At 57.0% G+C, this 25,389-nt stretch carries 23 protein-coding genes; 5 read left to right on the top strand and 18 right to left on the bottom strand.

Going from position 1 to position 25,389, the window contains the following annotated elements:
* Positions 1–22: 22 nt before the first annotated feature.
* Positions 23–1,651: a class I adenylate-forming enzyme family protein gene (locus ACQY5P_RS06135; protein WP_104831488.1), complete on the top strand. Its 1,629-nt coding sequence runs from the start codon at positions 23–25 to the stop codon at positions 1,649–1,651.
* A 138-nt stretch (positions 1,652–1,789) separates the two neighbouring features.
* Positions 1,790–2,704, top strand: a complete 915-nt coding sequence (locus ACQY5P_RS06140) for an alpha/beta hydrolase (RefSeq protein ID WP_104831489.1) — start codon at positions 1,790–1,792, stop codon at positions 2,702–2,704.
* A 114-nt stretch (positions 2,705–2,818) separates the two neighbouring features.
* On the opposite strand, the gene ACQY5P_RS06145 is transcribed toward ACQY5P_RS06140, so the two are convergent.
* The 6 genes from ACQY5P_RS06145 to ACQY5P_RS06170 form a co-directional block, all read right to left on the bottom strand.
* Entirely contained in the window at positions 2,819–4,024 is a 1,206-nt protein-coding gene (locus ACQY5P_RS06145) for an acetyl-CoA acetyltransferase (protein ID WP_104831490.1), read from the bottom strand.
* Positions 4,021–5,523: a zinc ribbon domain-containing protein gene (locus tag ACQY5P_RS06150; RefSeq protein ID WP_133162371.1), complete on the bottom strand. Its 1,503-nt coding sequence runs from the start codon at positions 5,521–5,523 to the stop codon at positions 4,021–4,023. The genes ACQY5P_RS06145 and ACQY5P_RS06150 overlap by 4 nt, the downstream gene beginning before the upstream one ends.
* Before the next feature lie 30 nt (positions 5,524–5,553).
* The gene (locus ACQY5P_RS06155) at positions 5,554–5,991 is read right to left on the bottom strand and encodes a MaoC/PaaZ C-terminal domain-containing protein (RefSeq protein ID WP_104831492.1); all 438 of its coding nucleotides are present in this window, start codon (positions 5,989–5,991) and stop codon (positions 5,554–5,556) included.
* A 16-nt stretch (positions 5,992–6,007) separates the two neighbouring features.
* The gene (locus tag ACQY5P_RS06160) at positions 6,008–6,451 is read right to left on the bottom strand and encodes a MaoC family dehydratase N-terminal domain-containing protein (protein WP_104831493.1); all 444 of its coding nucleotides are present in this window, start codon (positions 6,449–6,451) and stop codon (positions 6,008–6,010) included.
* Between the two features lie 15 nt (positions 6,452–6,466).
* Positions 6,467–7,366: an SDR family oxidoreductase gene (locus ACQY5P_RS06165; protein ID WP_104831494.1), complete on the bottom strand. Its 900-nt coding sequence runs from the start codon at positions 7,364–7,366 to the stop codon at positions 6,467–6,469.
* Positions 7,367–7,467: 101 nt separating this feature from the next.
* Positions 7,468–9,726 carry a TonB-dependent receptor gene (locus ACQY5P_RS06170; RefSeq protein ID WP_104831495.1) on the bottom strand — a complete coding sequence of 753 codons (2,259 nt, stop codon included), beginning with the start codon at positions 9,724–9,726 and terminating at the stop codon, positions 7,468–7,470.
* 273 nt (positions 9,727–9,999) lie between these two features.
* On the opposite strand from ACQY5P_RS06170, the gene ACQY5P_RS06175 reads away from it, so the two are divergent.
* Genes ACQY5P_RS06175 through ACQY5P_RS06185 form a run of 3 tightly spaced genes read left to right on the top strand, consistent with a single transcriptional unit; the run spans position 10,000 to position 14,060 of the window.
* Positions 10,000–11,634, top strand: a complete 1,635-nt coding sequence (locus ACQY5P_RS06175) for a class I adenylate-forming enzyme family protein (RefSeq protein WP_104831496.1) — start codon at positions 10,000–10,002, stop codon at positions 11,632–11,634.
* Positions 11,635–11,691: 57 nt separating this feature from the next.
* Complete coding sequence (locus ACQY5P_RS06180; protein WP_104831497.1) at positions 11,692–12,852, top strand: acyl-CoA dehydrogenase family protein; 1,161 nt, start codon at positions 11,692–11,694, stop codon at positions 12,850–12,852.
* Between the two features lie 38 nt (positions 12,853–12,890).
* The gene (locus ACQY5P_RS06185) at positions 12,891–14,060 is read left to right on the top strand and encodes a CaiB/BaiF CoA transferase family protein (RefSeq protein WP_104831498.1); all 1,170 of its coding nucleotides are present in this window, start codon (positions 12,891–12,893) and stop codon (positions 14,058–14,060) included.
* 103 nt (positions 14,061–14,163) lie between these two features.
* Here ACQY5P_RS06185 and ACQY5P_RS06190 read toward each other — a convergent pair whose 3' ends face one another.
* The 12 genes from ACQY5P_RS06190 to ACQY5P_RS06245 form a co-directional block, all read right to left on the bottom strand.
* Positions 14,164–15,414 (bottom strand): NAD(P)/FAD-dependent oxidoreductase, encoded by a 1,251-nt coding sequence (locus ACQY5P_RS06190; RefSeq protein ID WP_207764904.1) that lies wholly within the window; start codon positions 15,412–15,414, stop codon positions 14,164–14,166.
* Positions 15,415–15,471: 57 nt separating this feature from the next.
* Positions 15,472–16,296: an alpha/beta fold hydrolase gene (locus ACQY5P_RS06195; RefSeq protein WP_104831499.1), complete on the bottom strand. Its 825-nt coding sequence runs from the start codon at positions 16,294–16,296 to the stop codon at positions 15,472–15,474.
* 4 nt (positions 16,297–16,300) lie between these two features.
* Positions 16,301–16,519, bottom strand: a complete 219-nt coding sequence (locus ACQY5P_RS06200; RefSeq protein ID WP_104831500.1) for a tautomerase family protein — start codon at positions 16,517–16,519, stop codon at positions 16,301–16,303.
* 5 nt (positions 16,520–16,524) lie between these two features.
* The gene (locus tag ACQY5P_RS06205) at positions 16,525–17,295 is read right to left on the bottom strand and encodes a 2-keto-4-pentenoate hydratase (RefSeq protein ID WP_104831501.1); all 771 of its coding nucleotides are present in this window, start codon (positions 17,293–17,295) and stop codon (positions 16,525–16,527) included.
* Positions 17,296–18,333, bottom strand: coding sequence for a 4-hydroxy-2-oxovalerate aldolase (dmpG, locus tag ACQY5P_RS06210; protein ID WP_207764926.1), 1,038 nt, complete (start codon positions 18,331–18,333; stop codon positions 17,296–17,298).
* A gap of 11 nt (positions 18,334–18,344) precedes the next feature.
* The gene (locus ACQY5P_RS06215; protein ID WP_104831502.1) at positions 18,345–19,286 is read right to left on the bottom strand and encodes an acetaldehyde dehydrogenase (acetylating); all 942 of its coding nucleotides are present in this window, start codon (positions 19,284–19,286) and stop codon (positions 18,345–18,347) included.
* A 17-nt stretch (positions 19,287–19,303) separates the two neighbouring features.
* Complete coding sequence (locus ACQY5P_RS06220) at positions 19,304–20,086, bottom strand: 2-keto-4-pentenoate hydratase (protein WP_104831503.1); 783 nt, start codon at positions 20,084–20,086, stop codon at positions 19,304–19,306.
* 13 nt (positions 20,087–20,099) lie between these two features.
* The gene (locus ACQY5P_RS06225) at positions 20,100–21,569 is read right to left on the bottom strand and encodes a 2-hydroxymuconic semialdehyde dehydrogenase (RefSeq protein ID WP_104831819.1); all 1,470 of its coding nucleotides are present in this window, start codon (positions 21,567–21,569) and stop codon (positions 20,100–20,102) included.
* Complete coding sequence (locus ACQY5P_RS06230) at positions 21,562–22,023, bottom strand: GlcG/HbpS family heme-binding protein (RefSeq protein ID WP_207764905.1); 462 nt, start codon at positions 22,021–22,023, stop codon at positions 21,562–21,564. Before ACQY5P_RS06230 ends, ACQY5P_RS06225 begins: the two co-directional genes overlap by 8 nt.
* Positions 22,024–22,092: 69 nt before the next feature.
* Entirely contained in the window at positions 22,093–23,706 is a 1,614-nt protein-coding gene (locus tag ACQY5P_RS06235; RefSeq protein WP_104831504.1) for a class I adenylate-forming enzyme family protein, read from the bottom strand.
* Positions 23,707–23,796: 90 nt separating this feature from the next.
* The gene (locus tag ACQY5P_RS06240; RefSeq protein WP_104831505.1) at positions 23,797–24,189 is read right to left on the bottom strand and encodes a Zn-ribbon domain-containing OB-fold protein; all 393 of its coding nucleotides are present in this window, start codon (positions 24,187–24,189) and stop codon (positions 23,797–23,799) included.
* Between the two features lie 3 nt (positions 24,190–24,192).
* Complete coding sequence (locus ACQY5P_RS06245; protein WP_428409885.1) at positions 24,193–25,371, bottom strand: thiolase family protein; 1,179 nt, start codon at positions 25,369–25,371, stop codon at positions 24,193–24,195.
* Positions 25,372–25,389: the final 18 nt, after the last annotated feature.

A 25,389-nucleotide genomic window follows, 5' to 3' on the forward strand; every position in this document is an offset into this window, starting at 1 on the left:
CCTATTTTCTAGGCTGATTTTCATGCACGCCGCTCATGCATCGACGCCGGGCGGCGGCCGCCATCCAACAACGGAAATGCGAATGCTTCGAGATAATCTACGTCGCTGCGCGGAACATTACCCGGACAAGATCGCCTTTCACCAGGGCGAGCGGACAATTACTTGGTCAGAAATTTATCGCCGGTCTCTCGCCCTCGCCGGCGCCCTTCAGGCGCGCGGCGTCCGTCCGGGAGACCGGGTAGCCATTCTGGCCAAGGAATGCATCGAGATTTATGAACATTTCTTTGCCTGCATGATCATCGGCGCGGTCCGAGTGGGCGTAAACTGGCGATATAGTTCGCGTGAAATGCTTCATGTCCTGAAAAACAGCAGCGTTACCGTATGCGTCGTGCAGGACAAGTGTTGGCCGTTGATTGAACCTCGCAACGATGAATTTAAAGCATTGTCGATTGATATCATCGGCCTGGGTGTAGGTCACGGCTTTGACACGGATTACGAACTTCTAATTGAAAAGGCGCCAGAACTCGTCGCGACCGATTTCGACGAGAACGCGCCTCTCCTACATACTTACACGTCCGGCGCCACGGCGCATCCCAAGGCTGTCATATTGTCTCACAAGGCGATCCTTACTGAAATTACCTACGCGCCCCACTATTATGGCATATCTGCAAACGATCGATATTACATGCCTGCGCAATCTGCATGGGTCGCCGTTGTCGGCGGACTGTTCGGCCTTGCATCCGGGTCAGGTACAATTATTCCTACGGACGTATTCGACGTCGGGGATTGTGTTGACGACATCAACAGACACAAAGCAACGGTCGCGCTGCTCGTTCCTGCTATGATTCCGGCAGTGCTCGATTATCTCAAGGAAAACGATCTCTCCCTCCCCTCGCTGCATACCATCGCTTATGGATCCGCTCCAACGACACCTGCATTGATCAGGCGCACAACCGATACGCTTGGAGTGAATCTCGTGCAGCTTTACGGAATGACAGAGTGCGTCGCCTGGGCCTGCTTCCTCCAGCCGGACGACCATCGACGGGCCCTTGCCGGAGAGGAGCATATTTTGCGCTCTTCCGGTCGTTTTGCGGCCTTTATCGACTACAAAATATGCAATGATGACGGCGAGGAAGTTCCGGCCGGCGAGGCAGGCGTTATTTACCTCAAAGGCGATACGATAATGAGCGGCTATCTCAATCAGCCGGAGGAAACGGCGGGTGTGTTGAACGCCGATGGCTGGCTGAAGACAAATGACATTGGTCGCATTGATAAGAATGGGTTTGTCTATCTTCTTGACCGACGAAATTTTCTCATCAACACAGGCGGCGTAAATGTATTTCCTGCGCAAGTCGAGGCAGTGCTCGCGGAAAACGAGATTGTTTCCGAATCGTCTGTCGTCGGCGTGCCCCATCCGCGCTGGGGCGAGGCTGTCATCGCCGCCATTGTGTTGCGAAACGGGGTTCAGCTGAGCGATGAGGATTGTATCGCGCAACTGAACGCCCATTGCGTTGAGAATCTCAGCAAACAGGAATGCCCAAAACATTTTATATTCATGAACGAGCTTCCAAGAACAATTACCGGCAAGTTGCAAAAACGCGATCTTAAATTATATATCTCTGAGAACGTGAAGCTTCCGTGGGATGAGTGATTTTGAACCAATACAGATCGTCAAGGAAGACCTTATCGGCATGCTAGGCGCATTGCTTCCCGAACCGCAATCGCGTAGCGTATTACCGCGAGGAGCACGCAGTGCACGCATGTTCCGTATTCCGCAGACTAGGCGTCAATGACGCCATATCAGCAAGGCGGCGAACCGGAGACAATCGCCATTACCTCATTTGACGGGTGCGCGCTCGTCGCCAGCCAATTCGGCAGGCCCGATAAGGGCGCAATCATACTTTCGCCGGGCGGCGGCCAGACCCGCCATGCATGGTCTGGCGCTGCGTTCGCCTTCGCCAGAGAGGGTTATATTGTTCTCTGCGCCGATTTGCGCGGACATGGAGACAGCGACCGCGCACCGGGAGGCACCTATTCCTATACTGATTACGCCCGGGACGCGCTCGTTCTTAGCGACTGGATGGGAAGACGAACCGGGGTCAAGCCGCATTTTATCGGCGCATCGCTCGGCGGCGTCGCCGCGCTCGTGGCGGCGGGCAAAATCCGTCAGGATGGGTTTGCATCTCTCACGCTGGTTGATGTCGCCCCAAAGATCAGTGAACACGGGTTCTGTTCGATCCGGAATTTCATGCTCGGCGCCGCAAAAAACGGATTTGAAAATGTAAGCGAGGCAGCTGCTTTCCTTTCAAAACACTTTCCGCGGCCGAATACCGAGAACCGGTCCTCTGGAGGGACCAGCGGTCTGCAGAAAAATTTGCGTCAGGGTGAAGATGGGCGGTGGCGATGGCACTGGGACCCAGCTTTTGTCGAAACGCTTCACCTTGAGCCAGCGGAATTTGAGCGCGAGCTGACTGACGCGGCAAAAAGTCTGATAATTCCTGTTCACTTCATGCGCGCCGGAAACAGCGAACTTGTCACGCAGGAAGCTGCGGCGCATTTCCGCGACATTGCGCCCCATATCCATTTTACGGAGATTAAGGGCGCGCAGCACATGCTTACCGGTGATCAGAACGACATATTCGTCGATGCGGCGCTTGATTATCTCGCACGCCCTGAATTTCGCCGTACTCCTGGGGGAAATTAAAGCGTGATGCAAAGAAGCGGGGGCCGACTATTTGCAAAGTCACGCGACCAATCAATTACTCATGGCAATGTATCGATTCTGGTTATTCGCACTTTGTCCTAGCCGGCAAGCGCTTCAAACTCCGGGCAGGCCGAAAATTCCGATACCGCTTACGTTCTCATGCGGAAAGCCGCCGAGATTATGGGTCAATCCGAGCGTCGGACTGCTTAATTGCCGCTCGCCGGCCCTGCCGAGCAATTGCGTATAAACTTCATACGCCATCCGCAGCCCCGACGCGCCGATCGGATGACCGAAACACTTTAGTCCGCCGTCAACCTGGCAGGGAACTCCCCCTTCCCGGTCGTAAAAGCCGTCAAGCACATCAACGACCGCCGATCCCTCGTCGGAAAGGAACAGGTCTTCCATGGTGACCAATTCCGTAATTGAGAAACAGTCATGCACCTCGATGAGGCTGAGCGCTTTGCGCGGATTTTCAACGCCGGCTTCGGTATACGCGCGTTTGGCGGCGCTACGCGTTGTAATTATGCTGGCCCCATCCCAAGAGGAGTGCGACGCTTCAACACCATTCGATACGGCCAACTGCAACGCCTTGACCATCACGGATTCATGTTTTTTTCCAAGACCGGCCGCCACTTCCGGCGTGGTGACAATCGCACACGCCGCGCCATCACTGACGCCGCAGCAATCAAAAAGTCCAAGCGGTGCAGCGATCATCGGCGCCTTTATAATCGTATCCATATCCACACGCCGACGCAGATGCGCTTTCGGATTGACGGCCCCGTTCTCGTGGCTTTTCCATGAAACGTGAGCCATAGCGCGTTTCAGGTCGGAAGCGTTGACCTTGTGCTTGGCGCCATAGGCGGCGGCAAGCTGCGCAAAACCGCCGGGTGCGCTCATAGACGGGGCAAACAGACTCGCGCGCGGTCCAAAATCGAACTCAGGCAAACCGCCGAACCCGGTGTCCTTCAGTTTTTCAACGCCAATTGCCAACGCAATGCGCGCAGCGCCCGACGCCACCGCATAAACAGCGCCGCGTAGCGCCTCCGTTCCAGTGGCGCAGGCGTTCTCCACTCTTGTCACCGGAATATTCTGCAACCGCAAGGCGACTGATGCCGGCGTCGCCGTCGGCCCCATGCCGAGATCGGGCATGGCATGGCCCAGCCAGGCCGCGTCAATTTCGCTGGTTTCGATGCCGGCATCCGCTCTGGCCTCAATGAAGGCTTCAAGCATGAGGTCTTGCGCGTCGCAATCAAAGCGTTCGCCAAACTTGCTGCACCCCATGCCAATGATGGCGACCTTGTCGCGAATTCCGCTTGTCACTTTATGTCTCCATTACGCGGCCCATCGGCGGACTTCGCCTTCCAGCTATAGCGATGAAATTTCCGATAGGGATCGAATTCCTGGATGCGGTAGACCATACTGACTTCACTGCCTACTGGCGGTTCATCCGGCGCACTCGTGAAGTTTAGGATCATGCGCGCGCCGCTGGCGAATTCCACCATGCCATATCGGTTCGGCGGATTGCGCGAAAACCCGAGCCAGTCTGTCGTGACAGTTTTTATGACCGCCGCCTCCTGCGCCAATGCGTGGTCAGATTGATTGCCTTCATGACCACAGTTCGGATTGACGCAAATTTTAGCTTTCGGGAACTGAACCGTTCCACATTTTTCGCACTTTCCGGCGATCAGCCGCGCAACTCTATCCGCATGACGATAGGCGGCGCTGTGCGCGGTTTTTCGGTCAGTTTCCGCCCGCGGCCCGAAGTCCGGTTCCAATTGTCCGTTGAAGGACAAGTACCGGATGAATGACAACTCGTGCTGATCGCTTTCGGCCAGCGCGCGAACACCTTGTCGATCGCCAATCGATTTGATCAGCGACGTCGTTTCCAACACGATCGCCTCGCAGCCCTGGCCAAAGCCCGCCATAAGAATTTTTTCGCCTGGGCCAGCGGCGCAAAGCGTATCGGCAAGCATTAGAAGAGAATGGGCAGCGCCAGCTTCGCCGATAACATCCTGAAAGTCGTCGCGCACCGCGTCATCGCGAATATCGACTGCTTTCGCCAGTCCGCCTGCGACGCCGCGGATTGTTGACGGAAAAATGAAATGGTCGATTTCCGCAGAAGAAACACCGGCGGCTTCCATTGCGCAAGTGAGGATCGGCGGTGCGATTTTCCGGTATCCTTCGTCCCGAACCCACCGCTCCTCCCAGCCATATTCATACGCCTCATTGGCGCGGCGATAGTGATCGACGAAGTCGACTGTTGAAACCCTATGCGCCATGACACGTGCAATGACGTTTTCACATCCAAATACGAACGACACCGCTGCGTCACCGCTTGTCATCTCCACCAAGCTGCCCGGCCGTCCGCGGCGACAGTCTGCGGCAACGCACAAAACCTGGTGCGGCGCGCCGTCAGCCGCACTCAGGCGTTCCGCTACACGAAATGCAGACACGCCGGCGCGCTGCGTATTGGCTATATCAACGGCCTGAACGCAGTTGGACAACCCGGCGGCGGCCGCGATAACGGAAGCATTTAACCGGTCGGCAAACGGAAACGTCGTCGAAGCGGCGACAATGGCGGATATCTCGCCGAGCGCCTCCGAGTCCTTGCAATGACGCGCAGCCTCCACCGCCATCGTAATCACGTCCTCGTCAAAGTCGCAGATCGCGCGGACGCCGTGCCTGTATCCGTTCAAGGCTGGATTAATCCATCCGACTTCACTCGCCATCGCTTTTCGATGCAAGCGCATTGACGGAACATAAATCCCAAAAGCGGTGATTCCGGTTGTTTCGTCACCTCTAGCCATAATCGTCGTCAATACTCCGATGCGTTTCGCGTGCGTTGCCCGCTATGCGGCGCCAACAGCAATATCAATTTCGCCTGTCGCCACCACCACGCCGTCACTCTGGCGCGTCGCGGCAAGCGCCCAAGTCAAGATCGTCGCGCCGTCATGAGTTTTTTTGTCTGTAACCTTACCGATGCAATGAAGATTGTCACCCACATTCGTCATGGCCCGGAACTGGGTTTTAATCCGGCGAATGGCGCCCGCCGGCGCATTCTCGGTTCCGATTTTCGCAAGATATCCCATGACGAACATTCCGTGCACGATGACGTCGGACAGTCCCGCCTTGTTTTTTGCGAAATCGATATCGGTATGAATCGGATTGAGATCCGACGAACCGGCTGCATAGAGGGCAATGGTGTGGCGCGAGATCGAACCCGTTTGAAGCGTTGGCAGCGTATCGCCGACCTGCAGTGATCCGAGTTTGCGCGTCTGCTCATTCATGTTTTCGCACCCTAAATCAGCGATTCCGAATTACGAACGAGCACCGATCAGTGCCCGCAAACTGGCCTTTTTCGTCATGATACTGAATTTCAGTAACGACGAATTCAAGCACGCCGTCTTTTTTATCAAAAATGTCGATAATCTTCTTCACGCCTCGCAAGCTTTCTCCAGCACACAAGGGGCGTTCTAGGATGAATTCCTGCTCACCATGCAACAATTTCGCCAGATCAATGCCGAGTTTGTCAAAAAGGCCGTATGTTAGATCGTCCCGCGTGCCAAGGCGAATTAAGTAAGTCGGCAGCGCGACAATGGAAGCGTACCCCTCAGCACGGGCGACTGCCTCGTCGCAGTAGATCGAGTTTTTCTCACCTAGCGCTTTGGCGAACAACTCCATCTGTCCCTTTTCAAGGGTAGCGTCGAATGGCTCCATTTCGAAGCCGATAAATGAGCGATCTATCATACTAATGCGTCGTCGTTATCGTTCAGAGACGGCAGCGCCCATGGCTTCGCCGAATGGCGCAAACGCCTCCGCGATATTCTGCGGATGCATTGCGTTGGAAAAATCAGTGATCCGATCGATATTGGCGGCGATATCTTCAACTTTTATTTCCCCTTTCAGAGTGACGCCGCGGCTCCTTTCCCAACGCAGCTTTCCAAACCAGCCTGCGCCCGCTTCGAAGAGCCCCCCTGTCTGCGAGCTTTCTTCGCTGCAAAGGTAACCGACCAGAGGGCTAACCAACTCCGGACGCAATGCTGCAGTCTGCTCCCGGCTGATGACGGTATCAGTGAGCCGGGAAGCGGCGGCCGGCGCTATCGTATTGACGAAAATGTTGCGTTTTTGGCCTTCGATCGCGAGAGCTTGCGTCATGCCGTGAAGCGCCAGCTTTGCCGAACTGTAATTGACCTGCCCGAAATTCCCGTAAATGCCGGCCGCGGATGCGGTATTGACAATGCGTCCGAAATTCTGCTCGCGCATATACGGCCATGCCGCCCGATTGACCTTGAATGCGCCGTTCAAATGCACATTGATGATGTCAAACCAGTCGGTCTCGCGCATTTTATGAAACGAAATATCGCGCAGAAATCCGGCGTTGTTAACCACGATGTCGAGGCGACCAAAGGCATCCATCGCGGTTTCGACAAGGCGCGCACCCGATTCAACAGAGTCGGTATTCGCGACGGCTTCGCCGCCCTTGCCCGTTATTTCGTCAACCACCGCCTCGGCCGGCGATTTGTCAGCGCCCGCACCTTGGACGGTTGTACCATAATCATTGACCACGACGCGCGCGCCAAGCCCGGCGAACATCAGTGCGTGTGATTTGCCAAGCCCGTTGCCGGCGCCAGTAATCAGTGCGACTTTGCCTTCAAAAGACACGAAATTTTATCTCCTAACAATTCGTTTCCGCCTGCCTACGCCGTGAAGCGGGTTCGCGGCGTAGGCCCTGGCGGTTGGTTTTTTGCCGCTATTGCGAACGGCTACAAAGCCACTTTAACCGAAGCCCCGAGCACGCGGCCCTTATTCAACGGCGAGTGGCTGCCATTCGTCGAACCCGGCGGGAACGGCGTTTGCGAGTCCGAACCCTCCGTAATCTCGTCGAGCAGGTTGTCGCCATATATGGAGAAACGCAGCCCGCCGCCGTTTGTCGTGAAAGACAAGGACGCATCCAACATATCACCGCCGCTCAGGATTCCGCGATTATTATCTGTAAACGCCTGACTGTCGCGATGATTGAAATTAGCGCGCGCAGTCAAAAATCCCGCATTGCCGATATCATGGTCATAAACGAACCCGACATTGTAAGTCAGTTTTGGAACGCGCGGAAGCGCAAGCGCCAGATCCATCTGATTCACCACCCCGTCGCCGCTTATATCAAAGAGAATGTCAGTATACTCTGCGTCAAGGTGGCCGACCGAAGCATTCAGGACCAGCCCTTCCACCGGTGAATACTGCGTTTCAAACTCAACCCCGAATATTTTCGCGTCCGCAGTGTTGGTGATGATCTGGATCGTCCCCAAAATCGGGTCTGACAACAAGACCTCACGTTGCATATCCGAAATGCTGGTGTGAAAGATCGCAGCATTGAATATCGCCCCGGGCAAGGGCTCCGATTTGAATCCGAGCTCGAAACTATCGACTTGCTCTTCAGCGAACGGACCGGGCGACGCCGTCGGCACAGTGTTGCGCAGATTGTATCCGCCGGAACGGAAGCCGCGGCTCCAGTGGCCATAAAGCCGCGCATTATCTGCAATGGAATACCGCAAGCCAATCTTAGGAGACAGGTTACTCCAATCTTCCTCCGGATCGAATGTGGGATCGGCGTTTAAATTGAAGAAGCAATCATCTGCATGGATATTACAGGCCCCAGCGGGGATGCTCCACAAATCCGGAGAAGCCGGCCCCGGCACGATCGTAGCCAGTTGCACATACTTTTCCTCGTGGCTCCAGCGCAAACCAAGGTCGAGCGTCAGGGCGTCAGTCAAATCGATCGCTGCTTGTCCAAAAACGCCGAGGACTTGATGGTTCTGGATGCCGCCTCCGTAAAAGGAGAGAGGTCCGGGCACCGCCCCTATCGCCTGTGCCGGCGCGAGGCTGGGATCCTGGAACAAAAAGCGCGTTTCCTGATACTTCAGCTCCTGATCGAACCAGAATCCCCCAAGCGTGAAATTGAGACGATCGAAGAACCGGCCTGAGTATCGAAGTTCGTTGCTAAACTGCTCTTGCTCGGTGATCTCCCCGAAAAGCAACAAGTTCAAGGTCGTGGCGTCGAAATCACTTTGCGATGCTGAACTATATTGACGCCAGCCAAAGATATTCGTGATTACGCCATCGCCGAACGGGACGTCGATATTGGCTTCCGCACTCACCTGGTCCCATTCATGATCCATGAACCCTGGCGCGTCCGTCGTTACGCGGTCGGTGCCCCGTTCGAACAGGGCCCTGTTTTGCGCGATTGTTCCGTGGCCTTCGGATTCTCCATGTTCATAGCGTACAATAAATTCAGCATTCTCGCTCGGCGTGAATTCGACGACCGGACGTACAACAATCGTTTCCACTTCGCCCAGCTTAGAACCATCAAGCTCGTTTGTCCAAAAACCTTCATCATTTTTGTAATAGGCAGCAATTTTCGCTTTCAGAACCCCAGGAACGATCGGCCCTGAAACAGACGCCTGGTACACCTGGTTCAAGCCGGTTTCCCACGCGCCTTGCGCGCTTGCCTCAAACTCATCTGTCGGGCGTTTCGTCCGGATCAACACCGCGCCGCCGGTAACATTGCGTCCGAAAAGAACTCCTTGCGGGCCCCGCAATACCTCAATCGCCTCCATATCGAATGTATCGAAGAGCAAACCGGCGGTCGTGCCGAGATAAACCCCGTCGACAAAAACGCCTACTGTAGGATCAATCGAAGGGATTGAACTGTTTATGCCCAGCCCGCGGATCGAGAAATTCGCCGTGCCTTGTATGGATCCGACATCTTCAAGCGACACATTCGGCTGACTGTAACTAAGCGTTTCAAGATCGCTCACCCGCAACGCTTCAAGCTGCTCTTCCCCATAGACAGAGATTGCAATCGGCGCGTCCTGTGCGGCGACGCCGCCGACCTGCTTAGTCGCCGTTACAATAATTTCGTCCGTCAACGCATCTGAAGCCCGTTGCGCATACGCTGTTGCCGCGAATGCAATTGTCGAAACCGAAACCGACGCCAGTAACGCAGCCGCCCTTTTGTGCCAAAACATGAGTATCCCTCCCGATTGCTTTTTAATGTTTCGCCGCCGCGTTATGTTTTACATATTGTGCAAAAGTGCGTTTTGTTGCGCTGCACAATAATGATATTTCTCGAACGACTTATAGAAATAATCATGCGCACTTACGGTCTGGAGCAACACGCTAAGATCGATAGATGATATCAGATTTTCGTATATCAAATTTAACAGCGAGCAATTACAAAGTGGATCAAGGAAACCGCGCACAAAAAGACAGCGATAAACTGCCTTGGGAGAATTCATAAGATGCTTAACCGCACGTCGACCAGCCCAAAAAGAATACTCGACGCAATCGCGGAAGCACAGCGGCTGATGGTTCACGGTCAGGATGTCGCTTGGATGCTGGACCGTTGGGCGGAGCGAACGCCGGAGAAAGTTTTTCTGGTGTGGGAGCCATTTGAAGGCGATCCAAAAAGCTGGACCTATTCCGAAATACGGGAGAGTGCTGATCGATTCGCAGCGGCTCTTCTAGAGCGCGACGTCGCCGCGGGCGATCGGTTGCTGGTCCATATGGAAAACTGTCCAGAATTTCTGATAGCTGTTTTCGCCTGCGCGCGCATCGGCGCTGTGGCGGTCACAACAAACACCCGATCGGTTGCGCGCGATATTGAATATTATGTCGATGCAGCCGGCATAACAGCCGCAATCACTCAACCCGCATTTGCATCGCTGATCGCTGAATCAGCGCCCAGCCTGAATTTCATAATCGTCACCGAGGATAATTCCGGCGCTGCGGCGTCTCAATTCGACGCTTCTGATTACATCCCCTTCGACAGCTGTCTTTCACCGCGGCCGACGCCACCGAAACGTGCGCCGGACGCCAGCGCGGATTTTCTCATTCAATTCACGTCGGGCACAACGTCTCGGCCGAAACCAGTGCTCCTCACCCACGGCAATTTTATCTGGGGGGCGCAAATGAATGCACGGAACTTCTTGGTTTCAAGTGAAGATATCGCCCTCGTCTTCTCTCCTCTATTCCACATCAACGCCGTTTCTTATTCCACGATGACAACTTTGTGGGTTGGTGGCACAATCGTCTTGCAACCGCGCCTTTCTGTTTCGCGTTTTTGGGACGTATCGATCCGGAACAAATGCACCTGGACATTTGTAATCCCATTCCTCGTATACCCGCTGATGCAACGCGAGGCGCCAAAAAACCATGACTACCGCTTTTGGATGATCGGCGGTTATTCAACGCCGCTTTGTCAGAAATTTGGCATCGACGTAGTTTGCGCTTGGGGCATGACGGAAACAATCACACAAGGGATTATTTCAAACTTTCATCAGCCCCCACCCGAAGGATCAATTGGCCGGTCCGCACCGTGCTACGATATAGAAGTGCGCGACGAAAATGGCAATCCGGTCGGACCCGGCGAACAAGGAACGCTTTTTGTGCGAGGCGTTCCCGGCGTCTCTTTGTTCAAAGAGTATTTTAACGATCCAGAAGCCACCCGTGACGCCGTTGATGCGGAAGGCTGGCTGAAAACCGGCGACATGATTTCCATCGACCATGACGGATATCTCTACTTTCTCGGACGCGACAAGGATATGCTGAAAGTCGGCGCGGAGAATGTCGCATCGTCGGAAATCGAAACTGTCATTATGAAAACAGGACTCATTGAAGAATGTGCGGTTGTCGGCCGCAAGCATTACATGCTCGATGAAGTGCCCGTTGTTTTTGCGATCCCGAAACCTGGAGACAGGGATGAAATTCGTGATGGCATTATTGCCGCATGCAAGCGAGACCTTGCGGATTTCAAGGTCGTTCGGGAAGTCATTTTCGTGGACGATTTTCCACGCGCCACTCTCGACAAGATCGTCAAACCAAAATTGCGCGAACGGCTGACGCCGATCGGGCCGGACGACGATTACGGCAAATAGCCCAGGCACCGAAAAGCGCATCATCCCTGCAGAAACCCTAAACTTAAGGCTAACGTCATGCGTAACTTCACCGATGAGCAATCGTCATTTCGCGCTTCTTTTCGTCGCTTTCTCGAGCGGGAAGTGGCGCCGAATATGGAATCATATAGGAAGGACGGCATCGTCGATCGTGAAATTTATCGCAAAGCCGGCGAAAACGGTTTCCTTCTGATCTGGGCCGATGAGGACTTTGGCGGCATCGGCGAATCCGATTTCCGCTATGAGCAAATCATTATGGAAGAAGTGGCGCGCGCAGACTGCGGCGAATGGTTTCCGACGCTGCACAGCCGGATGGTCGGGCCCTATCTGAAGCGGTTTGGCTCATCAGAGCAACAAGAGCGCTTCCTGCCGAAGTGTGTTTCCGGCGAATCTATTCTGGCCATCGCGATGACGGAGCCAGACGCCGGAAGCGATTTGTCGGGGATGCGCACCACCGTTGAGGACAAGGGCGACCATTTCCTCCTTAATGGGTCTAAGATTTATATCTCGAACGGGATCAATGCCGATCTGGTCATAGTGGCGGCAAAATCAGGCGACACTGACGATCGTCACTCCATGGCGCTACTCTGCGTGGAGCGCGACATGGAAGGCTTTCGACGCGGGCGGAACCTCGAAAAAATGGGGCTCGTTGCTCAAGACACGGCCGAACTTTTTTTTGACAACGTGAAAGTGCCGAAGGAAAATGTTTTGAGTGATCCGACAAAAGGATTTCAATATCTCATGCAGGGCCTCGTCGAGGAGCGCCTTATTGGATCTGTTAGCTATATGTGCAATGCGCACAGGGCGTTTGACCTGACAAGAAGTTATGTGATGGATCGCAAAGCATTCGGCAAACGTATCGCCGACATGCAAAATACTCAGTTCAAGCTTGCCGAATTACATGCTCAACTTCAAGCTGTTCAATGCTATCTCGACCATTGCGTTGCAAAACACAATGCTGGCGATTTATCACCGCCCGAGGCTGCAGCACTGAAACTGGTGACCAGCGAACTTGAATGGCGGGTCGTTGACGAGGGTGTTCAGTTGCATGGCGGCGCCGGATATATGCGTGAGTTTGAAATCTGTCGGCGTTTTACTGACGCACGCATCAATAGAATCCTTGCTGGAAGCTCGGAAATCATGAAACTCATAATCGGGCGGGATATATTTTCCGACAACTATCAACCGTTCCTTGGCTGAAGTCACTGTAACGGCCTGATTGATGAGAGGGATTTCCCGTGGATTATGAAACTTTCGCATCCGGGCCTTTGAAAGGCGTCCGAATAATTGAGATTGCAAGTCTTGCGCCCGGGCCTTTCTGCGCAATGATGCTCGCCGATATGGGCGCCGAAGTCATTCGGATCGACCGCACGCAGGAAAATGACGAATCCCCACCACTGGACTACGACAAGAATATATTGAACCGGAACCGGCGTTCTATTGCGCTTGATCTCAAACATCCGGCGGCCGTCGATGTCATCCTCGATTTGTGCCAGCAGGCCGACGGGCTGATTGAAGGGTTCCGTCCCGGGGTAATGGAGCGGCTCGGCCTTGGGCCGGCGCAATGTTTAGCCGCGAATGAAGCGCTCGTTTATGGCCGGATAACCGGCTGGGGACAGGATGGGCCGCTCGCTCAAACAGCCGGGCACGATATCAATTACATTGCGCTGACGGGCGCCTTGCACGCGACAGGGCCTGCGGAACGACCCTTTCCTCCGTTAAATCTGGTCGGCGATTTTGCAGGCGGGGGGATGCTGCTCGCCTTCGGCCTCGTCTGCGCGCTCTTTGAAGCGAATCACTCTGGAAAAGGACAGGTCGTCGATGCGGCTATGATCGACGGTACAGCAATGAACATGGCGCTCACATATTCGTTGTTTAACGTCGGCCTGTGGCGCGATCAGCGTGAGGCCAATCTCGTTGACGGCGGCGCTCCATTTTATCGTGTTTACAAGACAAACGACGACAAATTCATTTGTGTTGGCGCTATCGAACCGAAATTTTATTCTAACTTCATCGGCGTTCTCGGACTTACTGATGATCCCTTGTTCGCGTCACAGCATAACCCCGCCAAATGGCCAAAGATGATCGAACGTCTAGACGCAATTTTTGCTGCCAAAACACGTGCGGATTGGGTACGCGCGTTTGACGACGCCGAGGCTTGTATTATGCCTGTGCACACACTCGCCGAAGCGCCCGATGCGCCGCACAATGCGCATCGCGGCACGTTTGCGCACACCAAATTTGGTGTTCAGCCTTCGCCGGCGCCGCGGTTTTCGCGAACGCCGGGCGCGATCCATCACGAACCAAGCATTCTCGGCGCTGACACGCGTTCTGCTCTGTCGGATTGGGGCGTTCCAGATGAAAAAATCGAGAGGCTGATAGAAACAGGCGCGGCCGTCCAATCGTAGCGAAGCGCACCATTTGACGTTTTTAAGCTTTAACGATTATTCTCTATACAAACTGTAATCGGCGATTATGGCGGCGCCTTTTCCTATTAATCGGCCTCTTAGCTCACCCTTTTCTAGCGGCCGGTTTGAATAGGGGCGCGCCTGGGTCTGCGATGGTTTCGTGGTCGCACGCGCCGCCGGCGGCCACGAGGCGCCGGCCTTGCGCATAGTCGCGGGTGGCGTTGACACAGTCGAGGGCGATGACGCGGCCGTCCTTCAGATAGACCACGGAGAAGGAGCGGCTGTCGGGATCGCCGCGCAGGACCGCCCTGTCATAGCCGGATGAAAGCCCGGCGGTCTGCAGTTTGAGGTCGTACTGATCGGACCAGAACCAGGGAACGGCGTCGTAGGGTTTCGCAGCCCCTGCGATCGACGCAGCGGCCACAGCCGCCTGATCATGCGCGTTCTGCACCGATTCAAGGCGGATGACCGCGCCGCCGGCGTAGCGGTTCGCGTGCGCGGCGCAATCGCCGGCGGCGTAGATGTCCGGCAGGCTGGTGCGGCAAAATTGATCGACCTTCACGCCGCCGAGCGCCTCTTCGGCGCCCGCCGCGATCAGCGGCTCGACCTCCGGGGCGATGCCGATCCCGACGATCACAAGGTCCGCCGGCAGGTCGGCGCCGCCGGCAAGGCGCACCCCCGCAGGGCGGCCGCCCTTCTCAATGATCGCTTCGATTTTTGCGCCGAGCCGGATGTCGACGCCCCGCCTGCGATGCTCCTTCTCGTAAAAAGCCGACAGCGCCGGTCCCGCCACCCGCGCCAGCAGCCGCTCCTGGGCTTCGAGGACGACGACGCGTTTGCCCATGCCGACCAGCACCGACGCCGCTTCAAGACCGATATACCCGCCGCCGATGATGACAATGTTCCCGGCGCTGTCGAGCCCGGCGCGGATAGCATCCACATCCGCACGCGTACGGATGACATGGATCCCGGCAAAGTCGCCGCCCGGCGCCGGCAGCTGCCGCGGCGTGCCGCCCGCCGCCCAGATCATCTTGCCGTAAGTAATCCTCTCGCCATCCTCGCAGCGCGCTTCATGTGCCGCAGGATCGACCGAGACGATCTTGCGCCCGGGAAGCAGATCGATATTCAGCTCGGCCCATGCTTCCTTCGGGCGCATCATCATGCGCTCGAAAGGCTCCTCGCCAGCCAGATAGGCCTTGGATAGGGGCGGACGCTCATAGGGAGGATCAGCCTCCGCCCCCGCCAGCGCGACCGCGCCGGCATATCCAAGCTTGCGCAGCATCAACGCAGCCTGCGCCCCGGCATGGCCGGCGCCCGCTATCAGTACGTCGATGTTGATTGTTGTGTCAGTCACGATATCCGGATTCCATCAGCTAGTGGAGGAAGAGACGCACGATCAGTCAATCCGTCGTCACTCCCGCGCAAGGAAGTCAGAGACCAGGAGATTGAACCGGTCCTTGTGCTCGATCTGGGTCCAATGGCCGCATTTGCCGAACAGATGAACTTCGGACGTCCTGATGAGATCGAACAGCCGCAGGCTGTTGCTCATGGGCAGAACACGGTCTTCACGCCCGTGCAGGATTAGCGTTGGGCAGGCGATCTTCGCAATTTCTTTTTCCGGCGTTGAAAGCGCGGTGATGTGCTGTTGGCGCGGCGCCGGGAACATGGCGCTGAAGGCCTCGTGAAAGCCCGGCTGGATGCTCGCCCGGTAGCGCATTTCGGCAAGCTCGTCTGAGACGAGCGAGTTGTCATAGGCGAAGATGTCAAGCATCGCACGCATCGCCTCTACCGACGGTTCATAACCCCACACTTTGTCGAGCGCTTCGGTCAGCTCGAATTCAAGGCCGGCCGCTCCCATCAACACCATGCGCCGGACGCGGTCCGGATGATGAACCGCCATGGAGAGCGCGAGCGCGCCGCCGAAAGAGTTGCCGATAATATCAAATTCCTGAAGGCCGAGGGCGTCGGCAAGATCCATCAGATGCCCGCGCCAGCGCTCCATATTGTAAACGCCGTCCGCCGGCCGCTCTGTGTAGCCGAAGCCCAGCATGTCCGGCGCAATTGCACGCACGCGCTCCGACAGCACCGGCAGGTTGAGCCGCCAGTTCGCCCAGGCCGTCACGCCAGGCCCCGAGCCGTGAATCAGGATCACCGGGCGTCCCTCGCCCAGATCATGATAGTTGGTCTTAACGCCGCCAGCGTCGATGGACTTGCCGATTTCGGGATTGTGACTCATTTTTCTATCCTTTTGCATCGCCGCTTGCTAGTTTTGCGCGTTCTTCCGCTTTCGAAACGCCCGCGGCGGCAAAGTGTTCGGGCGGCACTTCCCTGATAATGACGCGCACGGACTGGATCGGCGCATGGACCGCACGCACCGCCGCATCGGTCAGTTCACGGATCAATGTCGCCTTTTCTTCCGCCGTGCGTCCTTCCAGCATGGTGACGTCAATAATCGGCACAGACCTTACGTCTCCACATTGATCGAGACGCCGCCGAGATTTTGCACCTCAAGGCTGATCGTCTCTCCGATGCTGGCGGGATGCGCCGCCGTCGCCCCTCCGGCCATGACGATATGGCCGGGCTCCAGCGCCTCGCCCCATTCCGCGCTCATACGTGCGGCCGCCACAAGCGAGCGCAATGGGTGGCCGAGGATAGCCGCGGACGAGCCGATTTCTTTCGGCCGCCCGTTCACTGACAGCACCATGCCAAGGTTGGAGACGTCGATTTCCGGCGGGCGCCAGGCGCCGATCACGAGCCCCGACGACGAGGTGTTGTCCGCGATCACGTCCGGCAGTGCGAACTTGAAGTTCTCGTAACGGCTGTCGATCACCTCCATCGCCGGCGCAACCGCCTCAACCGCCGCCATCGCCTCCAGCGCGGACACCTTGCCCGAGAGCCGTTTCTTCAGGAGGAAGACGATTTCCGGCTCAAGCCGCGGATGCACGAAAGCGGATTTTTTCAGGACGCCGCCCTCCTCCAGCAGCATCGCGTCGGTCAACCGTCCCCAGGCCGCTTCCTCGACGCCGACCTGGATCATCTTCGCGCGGCTGGTCAGCCCCATCTTGACGCCGATGCGCTTCTCGCCGCGCGCGATCCGCCGCGCCACCGACAGGGCCTGGATCGCATAAGCGTCCGACACCGACAGGTCTGGATGGTCTTTGGTCAATTGCGGGATCGCGCGCGCCGCGCGCTGCGCCTCGTCGACAATCACGGCCAGTTCCTCAAGACCGGCCATCTACGCCGCTCCCGCCTGCTCGCGCTCTTTCAGGATATCAAGCGCGACATCGACGATCATGTCCTCCTGGCCGCCGACCATGCCGCGACGCCCCAGCTCGACAAGGATGTCGCGCACGTCGACGCCGTATTCTTCCGCCGCTTTTTCCGAATGACGCAGGAAGCTCGAATAAACGCCCGCATAACCGAGCATCAGGGTTTCCCGGTCGACCCGCACCGGACGGTCCTGCAAGGGTCGCACAAGATCTTCCGCCGCATCCATCAGCTTGAAGACGTCGCAACCGGTGTTCCAGCCCTTGCGGTCGGCCGCCGCAACAAAGACTTCCAGCGGCGCATTGCCCGCGCCCGCGCCCATGCCCGCCAGCGAGGCGTCAACCCGCCGGGCGCCCTTCTGCACCGCGACAATCGAGTTGGCGACGCCGAGCGACAGATTGTGGTGGGCGTGCACGCCCCGCTCGGTCTCGTCCTTGAGGACCTTGTTGTAGGCCTCGAACCGCGCCGCGTATCCGTCCATATCAAGCGCGCCGCCGGAATCGGTCACATAAACGCATTGCGCGCCGTAGCTTTCCATTAAAAGCGCCTGCTCGGCGAGCTTTTCCGGCTCGACCATATGGCTCATCATCAAAAAGCCGATGGTGTCCATGCCAAGATCACGCGCCGCGCCGATATGCTGGCGGGCGACGTCGGCCTCCGTGCAATGGGTCGCCACCCGCACCGAACGCACGCCAAGCTCATAGGCCCGCTTCAGATCGGTGATCGTGCAGATGCCCGGCAGGATCAGCGTCGTCACCACGGCACGGTCGACTGCGTCGGCGACAGCCTCGATCCATTCCCAGTCCGTATGAGCGCCGAACCCGTAATTGAAGCTCGACCCGCGAATCCCGTCGCCATGGGCGATCTCGATCGCATCTACCCCGGCCTCGTCCAGCGCCTTTGCAATTTTTGCCACATGATCGATGCCGTAAAGGTGGCGGATCGCATGCATGCCGTCGCGCAGCGTTACATCCTGCACGTAGATTTTTTCCTTCGTCGGATCCATGATCAGCCCGCTCACGCCGCCGCCTCCGCCAGATGCTTCACCATGCGCTCGCCGATTGTCAGGCCCGCCGAGGTCATGATGTCCAGATTGCCCGCATAAGCCGGCAGGTAATGGGCCGCCCCCTCCACTTCCAGGAACACCGTCACCTTAACGCCTTCATATTCGCCAAGTTCCGGGATCTTCAGCTTACGGTTGCCGCCGAAACGCTCGAATTGCACTTTTTGCTTGAGACGATAACCCGGCACATATTCCTGGACCGCGGCGACCATATCTTCGACCGACTTCTCGATCTCCGCTTCCTTGCCGCCCACTGAAAAGGCGTAAACCGTGTCGCGCATGATCAGGGGCGGCTCGGCCGGATTGAGAATGATGATCGCCTTGCCATGCTCGGCGCCGCCCAACACCTCAACGCCCTTCGCCGTCGTCTCGGTGAACTCATCGATATTCGCCCGCGTGCCTGGTCCTGCCGACTTCGAAGAAACAGACGCCACAATCTCCGCATAGGGAACGCTTTGCGACACCCGCCGCACCGCATGCACAATCGGGATCGTCGCCTGACCGCCGCACGTCACCATATTGACATTCTGTTTGTCGAGATGCTCCCCGGCGTTCACGACGGGAATGCAGTATGGGCCGATCGCCGCCGGCGTGAGGTCCACCATCCGCTTGCCGTCGCGCTTGCAAAGTTCGTTATGGTATTCATGCGCCTTCGCCGACGTCGCGTCGAACACAACCTCGATGTCCTTCCACACCGGCATCTTGACGAGGCCGTCCATGCCCTCATGGGTCGCCGCAACGCCCAGCTTCCTCGCCCGCGCCAGTCCGTCAGAATCCGGATCGATGCCGACCATCGCCCCCATCTCCAGGACATCCGACGTTCGCATCACCTTGATCATCAGATCGGTGCCGATATTGCCGGACCCGACAATCGCACATTTCACTTTACCTGCCATTCAACTCGCCCTTCCTGTCAGTCCGTAAAAAACGCCGTCACCGAACCAAGCCCGTTGATCCGCGCTGTCACCGCATCGCCTGCTTCCACACCGGCCATAGGACCCAAGGCTCCAGTCAGCACAATATCGCCGTTGACAAGCGGCCGGCCCTCACGCGCCATCACCTTTGCCAGCCACAGACACGCCGTCACCGGGCTGCCCAGGCACGCCACGCCCGCCCCGACCGAAACCGGCTCGCCCCGCCGCTCCATCACCATCCCGCACAGCCGCAAATTGATCTCGGAAAGACGCCGCGGCGCATCACCCAGCACAAACACCCCGCTCGAGGCGTTGTCCGCAATGGTGTCGTGAATGCGAATGTCCCAACCCTTCACCCGGCTGCCGACGATCTCGATCGCCGCCACGGCATAGGCGACCGACGCGGTAATATCCGCAGCGGTCAGTCTTTCATCATTCAGATCATCGCCCATGATGAAGGCAATTTCGGCCTCGACCTTCGGCTGCATCACCGCAGACACTGAAATCTCCGACCCAAGCGGCATGTCCATGTCGTCAAACAGCATCCCGTAATCGGGCTGGTCAACGCCAAGCTGGGCTTGCACCGCCTTCGCCGTCAGTCCTGTCTTACGCCCGACAAGCCGGCGCCCCGCCTCAAGGCGACGCGCCGTGTTGATCTCCTGAACCTGGTAGGCCTCGCCGATCTCAAGCTCGCCGATCAAATCGCGCACCGGCGCGCATGGCTCCTTGGACTCAGCTGCGCGCCAAAGCCGATCCGCCGCAGTCCGTATGCTGTCCGTCATGCCACCCGCCCGTTCACAATTTCACGCAGATATTTTCAAGCTCAGTGTAGAATTCAAGCGAATGCACGCCGCCCTCGCGACCAACCCCGGAGGCCTTGGCGCCGCCGAATGCTGTCCGCAAATCCCGCAGGAACCAGCTGTTCACCCAGCAAACGCCCACCTCTAGCCGGCGCGCAACACGATGCGCTCTCGAGAGATTATCGGTCCAGACCGACGCCGCAAGGCCATAATATGTGTTATTCGTCCGCGCGATAACTTCCTCTTCATCATCGAATGGCGCCAACGCACAACACGGTCCGAATATTTCCTCTCGCATCACACGAGACTCGTCAGTCAGGCCCGTCCAGATCGTCGGCTCGACAAAAAAACCGTTTTTCGTCGCACCGCCGAGCGCAAGGCGACCGCCGCCGGTCAGCACTTGCGCCCCTTCCTGTTTCGCCAATTTGTAGTAAGATAACACTTTGTCCAGATGCTCGGCGCTGATCAGCGGTCCGAGGCTCACCCCCTCTTCAAAAGGACCGCCGATTTTCAGGGCTTCCGCACCCGCCTTAAGGCGCGCAGCGAACTCGTCGAAAACAGGTCGTTCGACATAAACACGCTCCGTACCAAGACAAACCTGACCGCAATTGGCGAAGACCGAGCGCATGGTCCCTTCGATCGCCTTGTCGAGATTAGCATCCGCAAACACAATCGCCGAGTTCTTGCCGCCAAGCTCCAGCGATACCGGACGCACGCCTGTTCCCGCAGCTTTCATAATCGCCTCGCCGGTGCGCGTCTCTCCGGTGAAGGTAATGCCGTCGACGCCGGGATGAGACGTCAGGAATTCGCCCGCCGATCCCGGTCCGTAGCCGTGAACGACATTATAGACGCCCTTTGGCACGCCCACCTTGTTCATCACCTCGCCGAGCAGCGTCGCCGTCGCGGGCGTTTCCTCCGACGGTTTGACAACAACCGTATTGCCGCAAGCCAGCGCCGGCCCGACCTTCCACGTCATCAGCAAAAGCGGAAAATTCCACGGACAAATGACTGCAATCACGCCACGCGGCTTGCGTACGGAATAATTGATCGCGCCCGCGCCGTCGGGCGTCGCTGTCTCAAACGCTTCCCCCGAAATCGTCCGGATCGTGTCAGCGAACATTTTGAAATTCGCCGCGCCGCGCGGAATATCGATATGCGAAGCAAGTGACTTCGGCTTACCGGTGTCGATGATTTCCGCTTCCAGAAAGTCGTCAAACCGCGCGTTAATTTCATCCGCAACCGAAATGACCAGATCCGTACGGTCCGCAATGCTCAACGCGCCCCATGCGCCGTTTAACGCAGACCGCGCCGCCGACACCGCGGCGTTCACTTCCGCTTCGCCGCCCTCATGCGCCGCGGCGTAAATTTCGCCGGTCGCCGGAGCCACAACCGGAAACGTCTTCCCGGACGCGCTTGGCCGATAGGCCCCGTCTATAAAATGCAAAAATTCCTGACGCTCAGTCATCAGCCAGGCCTCGTTCATTTCCGAATGCCTGCGATTCGCCGGCCAGAAGCGCTTCGATCGCCGCAATGCCGGCTCTTGCGCATTCAATATCCTGATCTTCAGAACCGCCCGAAACCCCGATCGCGCCGATCACTTCATCCGCAAACATGATCGGAACGCCGCCCCCGAAAAGCGCCGCGCCCGGCAGCGACCGCAAGCCCTCAAGAACGGCCGCATTGTCCTTTACCATCCCGTAGAGCGCGCCCGTTTCCATCCGGAATCCCGCCGCCGTCTCCGCTTTGTTCACCGCTATTTCCGTCGACCGGACGAAAGCGCTCCCGGAACGAAGAAACGCCGTCAGGCGCGCCGATCCGTCAACCACCGCCGCCGCAAGCGGCGCGCCAATCCGCAACCCATGTGACACAGCCGCCTCGACGCAGACATGCGCAGCGCGAAAATCAATATCGCGGCGCATTTTCATGATCCCGTTACGCGCTGTCATAACAACCAACCAGAGATTCCATGCTGAATAACATTCGTTCGATCACCCGGCGCCTTCACTGCAGTCCCAAGGCAGACCGCCCTGATCGCTCATGACAAAAGCCTGGACTTCTTTTTTGCGCACCTTGAAGTTCGTAGTCCGGGGAAAATCATCTTCCACAAAAACAAAATGCTTCGGAGTTGACGGACGGTTGAGCTTGTCGCGACAAAATTCGATCAAGTCGCCGCCAGTAAGATTTTCATGACCCTCATTTTTGCGGACGACAGCGACCACCGCTTCTCCCCATTCTGGATGAGGAACGCCGACCACACAGATGTCTGCGAGGCCCGGATGCTTGACAAGGATAGCCTCAACGGCGGCGGGATAGATATTGACCCCGCCTGAAACAATCATGAATTTTTGGCGGTCAAGGAGGTAAACATATCCATCCTCATCGAGACGGCCGACATCATTGGTGCGCAACCATCCGTCGCGCAGGACCTCTTCGGTCTGTTCTGGAAGGTTCAAATAATGCGCCATAATCGTCGGTCCGCGCAGCCAGATTTCGCCGGGCTCGCCAGTCTCGACGGGCTCGCCGTCTTCGGCACGGATTGAAATCTCAAAATGCGAAGCGACCCGGCCGACTGATGTCAATAGTTCGGGTTTATCGGTCAATGCGCGGCGGTGATCCTCCGGCGATAAAAACGTCACGCCGCCCCATGTTGTCTCTGTTAGTGCATAAACATTGATCATATCTTTGGCGAATGTTTCGTGCACCCTTTTGATTAGCGCGGGCGCCGCCGGCGAAGATCCGTAAATGATGAGGCGCACCGAAGAGAGATCAAATGGCGTTTTCCGGTTGTCCTCAAGCGCCCAGTGCAACATCGTGGGCGCGAGCAGAAACGCTGTCACGTTCTGGTCTTTGACGATATCGAAGAAAGTCGAACGATCGTAATCGCCATCTGCAATGATGTGAGTCATGCCGTTGCCGAGACCAAGAAACGCGAGAACGACAGCGACCCAGGCGTTTCCTGTCGGCAGGAAAAACCGGTCGTCGCGCACGAAACCGAACTCCGCCAACGCATGAAGAATAGTCGACGTAACCGCCCCGTGCGTTAATACCGCCCCTTTCGGAGAACCCGTCGTACCCGACGTATAACTGTACATTAGCGAGTCGTGGCCCGACAGGGATGGCAACTCAGGAGCGGCGTCGGCCTCACCGAGAACAGCTTCAAGATCTACATCGAAATCGTGTTCGCCGCCGAACCCGACAGTCAGGATATTCAGAGATTTCAAGTCATCCCGAACATTTTTCAATATTTCGCCGCATGACGCATGCACGAAGAGACATTTCATACCGGAATCGACCAAGACGTGCCGCAGTTCCGCGTCAGCAAATCGACGATTTACGCCAACGCGTATGGCGCCAACCTTCATACAAGCAAAGAAATGCACGTACACTTCAATACATTCCGGCGCCACAATCCCGACGGCGTCGCCGACCGAAATCCCCTTCGCCAAGAGAGCGGCACCGAGCCGATCGGAATTCGCATGCATTTCACCCCAGCTCGCAGACCGATGGCCACAGACATAAGCGACTTTATTTGGATTGTTTAACCCAGTGCGCCTCACGAGATCGCGCGGCAGAATTTCCAGATCGCTACGATACGCACGCATGTTCTCCGCAAATCGGCTTCCGTCTGACGGATTGCTTACCCCATGTTGTTTCACCAGTTCCTCCCGAGTCTATTGCGACCCTTTTTATTTTCATGCCATCGAGAACCGAACGATGCCATCGTCCGCCCCGGAGAACACGACCGCATCACCAACTTTTTGCGGCGGCCCGCCTTCTCCATCGAAAACCACCGCCAACCGGGGACCTTCTTCAAGCTCCACAAGAAGCACCGTGTAGGGAGCCGGCAATTTCGAATTGAACGGCGCGTGAAAAACAGAATAGGAATGGATTCGCCCGCGCCCGGATACCGGACGCAATTCAACCGGCTTGCCGCATAACGGACAAATGCGCGCGGCGTAATCTGTCGCGCCGCATCCAGCAGCGCAGGACAAACAGCACAATTCGCCGGTTTTCGCCCGCCGCAGAATTTCGCTTACGACAGGGTTGACGTCTTTGGTTGGTTCATCGTCAAGTCGGCTTCCCATTGATTAAATATCCCTATGCGGACTGACAGCCATGGCGGAATGATACTCCATTCGCCCGCCGAATCCCGTCACGAGACCAAGATTTGTTGAGGGCGCTTGGCGCTCGCCGCCCTGCCCGCGGATCTGCACAATCGCCTCATGGACCGGCGTCATGCCCTGAAGGTAATAGGATGACAGATGGCCGCCGCCTGTGTTTGCCGGCAATTTGCCTCCCGGCCGTGTTGCGCCGTCTGCAATGAAGTCCGCGCCCTCGCCAGGTTTGCAGAAGCCATATCCTTCAAGCGCAAGAATCGTCGTGATGCTGAAAGGATTATAAAATTCGCAAAAATCGAAAGCCCTTGGGGTGGCTCCAAGCCCATCGAACAGATTGCGACCGGCAATCTCGGCTCCAGTCTGAATTTCCGGTTCATCGCCGGCGAAATTTCGTGCGCCGGAATGCCCCTGCCCAAAGCCATGCAGGTAAACAGGCGGATTTGGCCCGTCTGTAGCTCTGTCTGCGCTTGAAACAATTACAGCGACAGCGCCATTTACCGGATATGCGCAATCGAACAAACGTAAGGGCTCCACTATCCAGCGCGAGGCGAAGTATTCATCCTTATCGAGCGGCTTGCGTAGAAACGCCTTGGGATTGAGCGCCGCCCATTCCCGATCCGCCGCCGCCGCCTCGAAAAGCGCGTTGCTGTCGGCTCCATACAGATAAAAGTAACGCTGCACTGACAGCGCAAAGCCCCCTGTGGCGCCGATCAACCCATGGCGCTCGTCCCAGCCGTCAAGCCCAATCAAATTCATGGAGATCGAATAGGCGTCCCCCGCTCCGGTCGCTCCCACTGGCGCGTCAGCGAAGACGCAGAGAACTTTTTCTACCATTCCAGCGCCAATCGCCAGCGCGGCATACTGGATCATCTGTATGGCGGAACTGCCTTCGGCCTCAATGGACGCCAACAGCGAAAGGTCGCCAAGACCGATATCCCGTTTAAGGTGCAGCGGCAGCACACTACTGGGTTCGATCGGGCTCCTGTTCAGCAACAAGCCGTCAATCTCAGCGACTTTGAGACCAGCATCCGAGACTGCACCGAGACAAGCGTCAACCGCATGCGCGCGCGCCGTCTTGTCGGACTTCCGCGAAAACGTACTTTCACCGAGCCCAATAACAGCCGCTGTCGCAGAACGTTTCCTGGCCACATTCATGCCTAATCATTG

Origin of the sequence: Hyphococcus sp., assembly GCF_965267305.1 — a bacterium.
In the GTDB taxonomy this organism is placed as follows: Bacteria; Pseudomonadota; Alphaproteobacteria; order Caulobacterales; family Parvularculaceae; genus Hyphococcus.

Excerpts from the sequence above, each read along its gene's own strand:
- ACQY5P_RS06135 (WP_104831488.1), top strand. The coding sequence starts at position 23 with ATGCACGCCGCTCATGCATCGACGCCGGGCGGCGGCCGCCATCCAACA.
- ACQY5P_RS06140 (WP_104831489.1), top strand. The coding sequence starts at position 1,790 with ATGACGCCATATCAGCAAGGCGGCGAACCGGAGACAATCGCCATTACC.
- ACQY5P_RS06155 (WP_104831492.1), bottom strand. The coding sequence starts at position 5,991 with ATGAATGAGCAGACGCGCAAACTCGGATCACTGCAGGTCGGCGATACG.
- ACQY5P_RS06160 (WP_104831493.1), bottom strand. The coding sequence starts at position 6,451 with ATGATAGATCGCTCATTTATCGGCTTCGAAATGGAGCCATTCGACGCT.
- ACQY5P_RS06170 (WP_104831495.1), bottom strand. The coding sequence starts at position 9,726 with ATGTTTTGGCACAAAAGGGCGGCTGCGTTACTGGCGTCGGTTTCGGTT.
- ACQY5P_RS06175 (WP_104831496.1), top strand. The coding sequence starts at position 10,000 with ATGCTTAACCGCACGTCGACCAGCCCAAAAAGAATACTCGACGCAATC.
- ACQY5P_RS06180 (WP_104831497.1), top strand. The coding sequence starts at position 11,692 with ATGCGTAACTTCACCGATGAGCAATCGTCATTTCGCGCTTCTTTTCGT.
- ACQY5P_RS06195 (WP_104831499.1), bottom strand. The coding sequence starts at position 16,296 with ATGAGTCACAATCCCGAAATCGGCAAGTCCATCGACGCTGGCGGCGTT.
- ACQY5P_RS06205 (WP_104831501.1), bottom strand. The coding sequence starts at position 17,295 with ATGGCCGGTCTTGAGGAACTGGCCGTGATTGTCGACGAGGCGCAGCGC.
- dmpG (WP_207764926.1), bottom strand. The coding sequence starts at position 18,333 with ATGGATCCGACGAAGGAAAAAATCTACGTGCAGGATGTAACGCTGCGC.
- ACQY5P_RS06215 (WP_104831502.1), bottom strand. The coding sequence starts at position 19,286 with ATGGCAGGTAAAGTGAAATGTGCGATTGTCGGGTCCGGCAATATCGGC.
- ACQY5P_RS06220 (WP_104831503.1), bottom strand. The coding sequence starts at position 20,086 with ATGACGGACAGCATACGGACTGCGGCGGATCGGCTTTGGCGCGCAGCT.
- ACQY5P_RS06225 (WP_104831819.1), bottom strand. The coding sequence starts at position 21,569 with ATGACTGAGCGTCAGGAATTTTTGCATTTTATAGACGGGGCCTATCGG.
- ACQY5P_RS06230 (WP_207764905.1), bottom strand. The coding sequence starts at position 22,023 with ATGCGCCGCGATATTGATTTTCGCGCTGCGCATGTCTGCGTCGAGGCG.
- ACQY5P_RS06235 (WP_104831504.1), bottom strand. The coding sequence starts at position 23,706 with ATGCGTGCGTATCGTAGCGATCTGGAAATTCTGCCGCGCGATCTCGTG.
- ACQY5P_RS06240 (WP_104831505.1), bottom strand. The coding sequence starts at position 24,189 with ATGGGAAGCCGACTTGACGATGAACCAACCAAAGACGTCAACCCTGTC.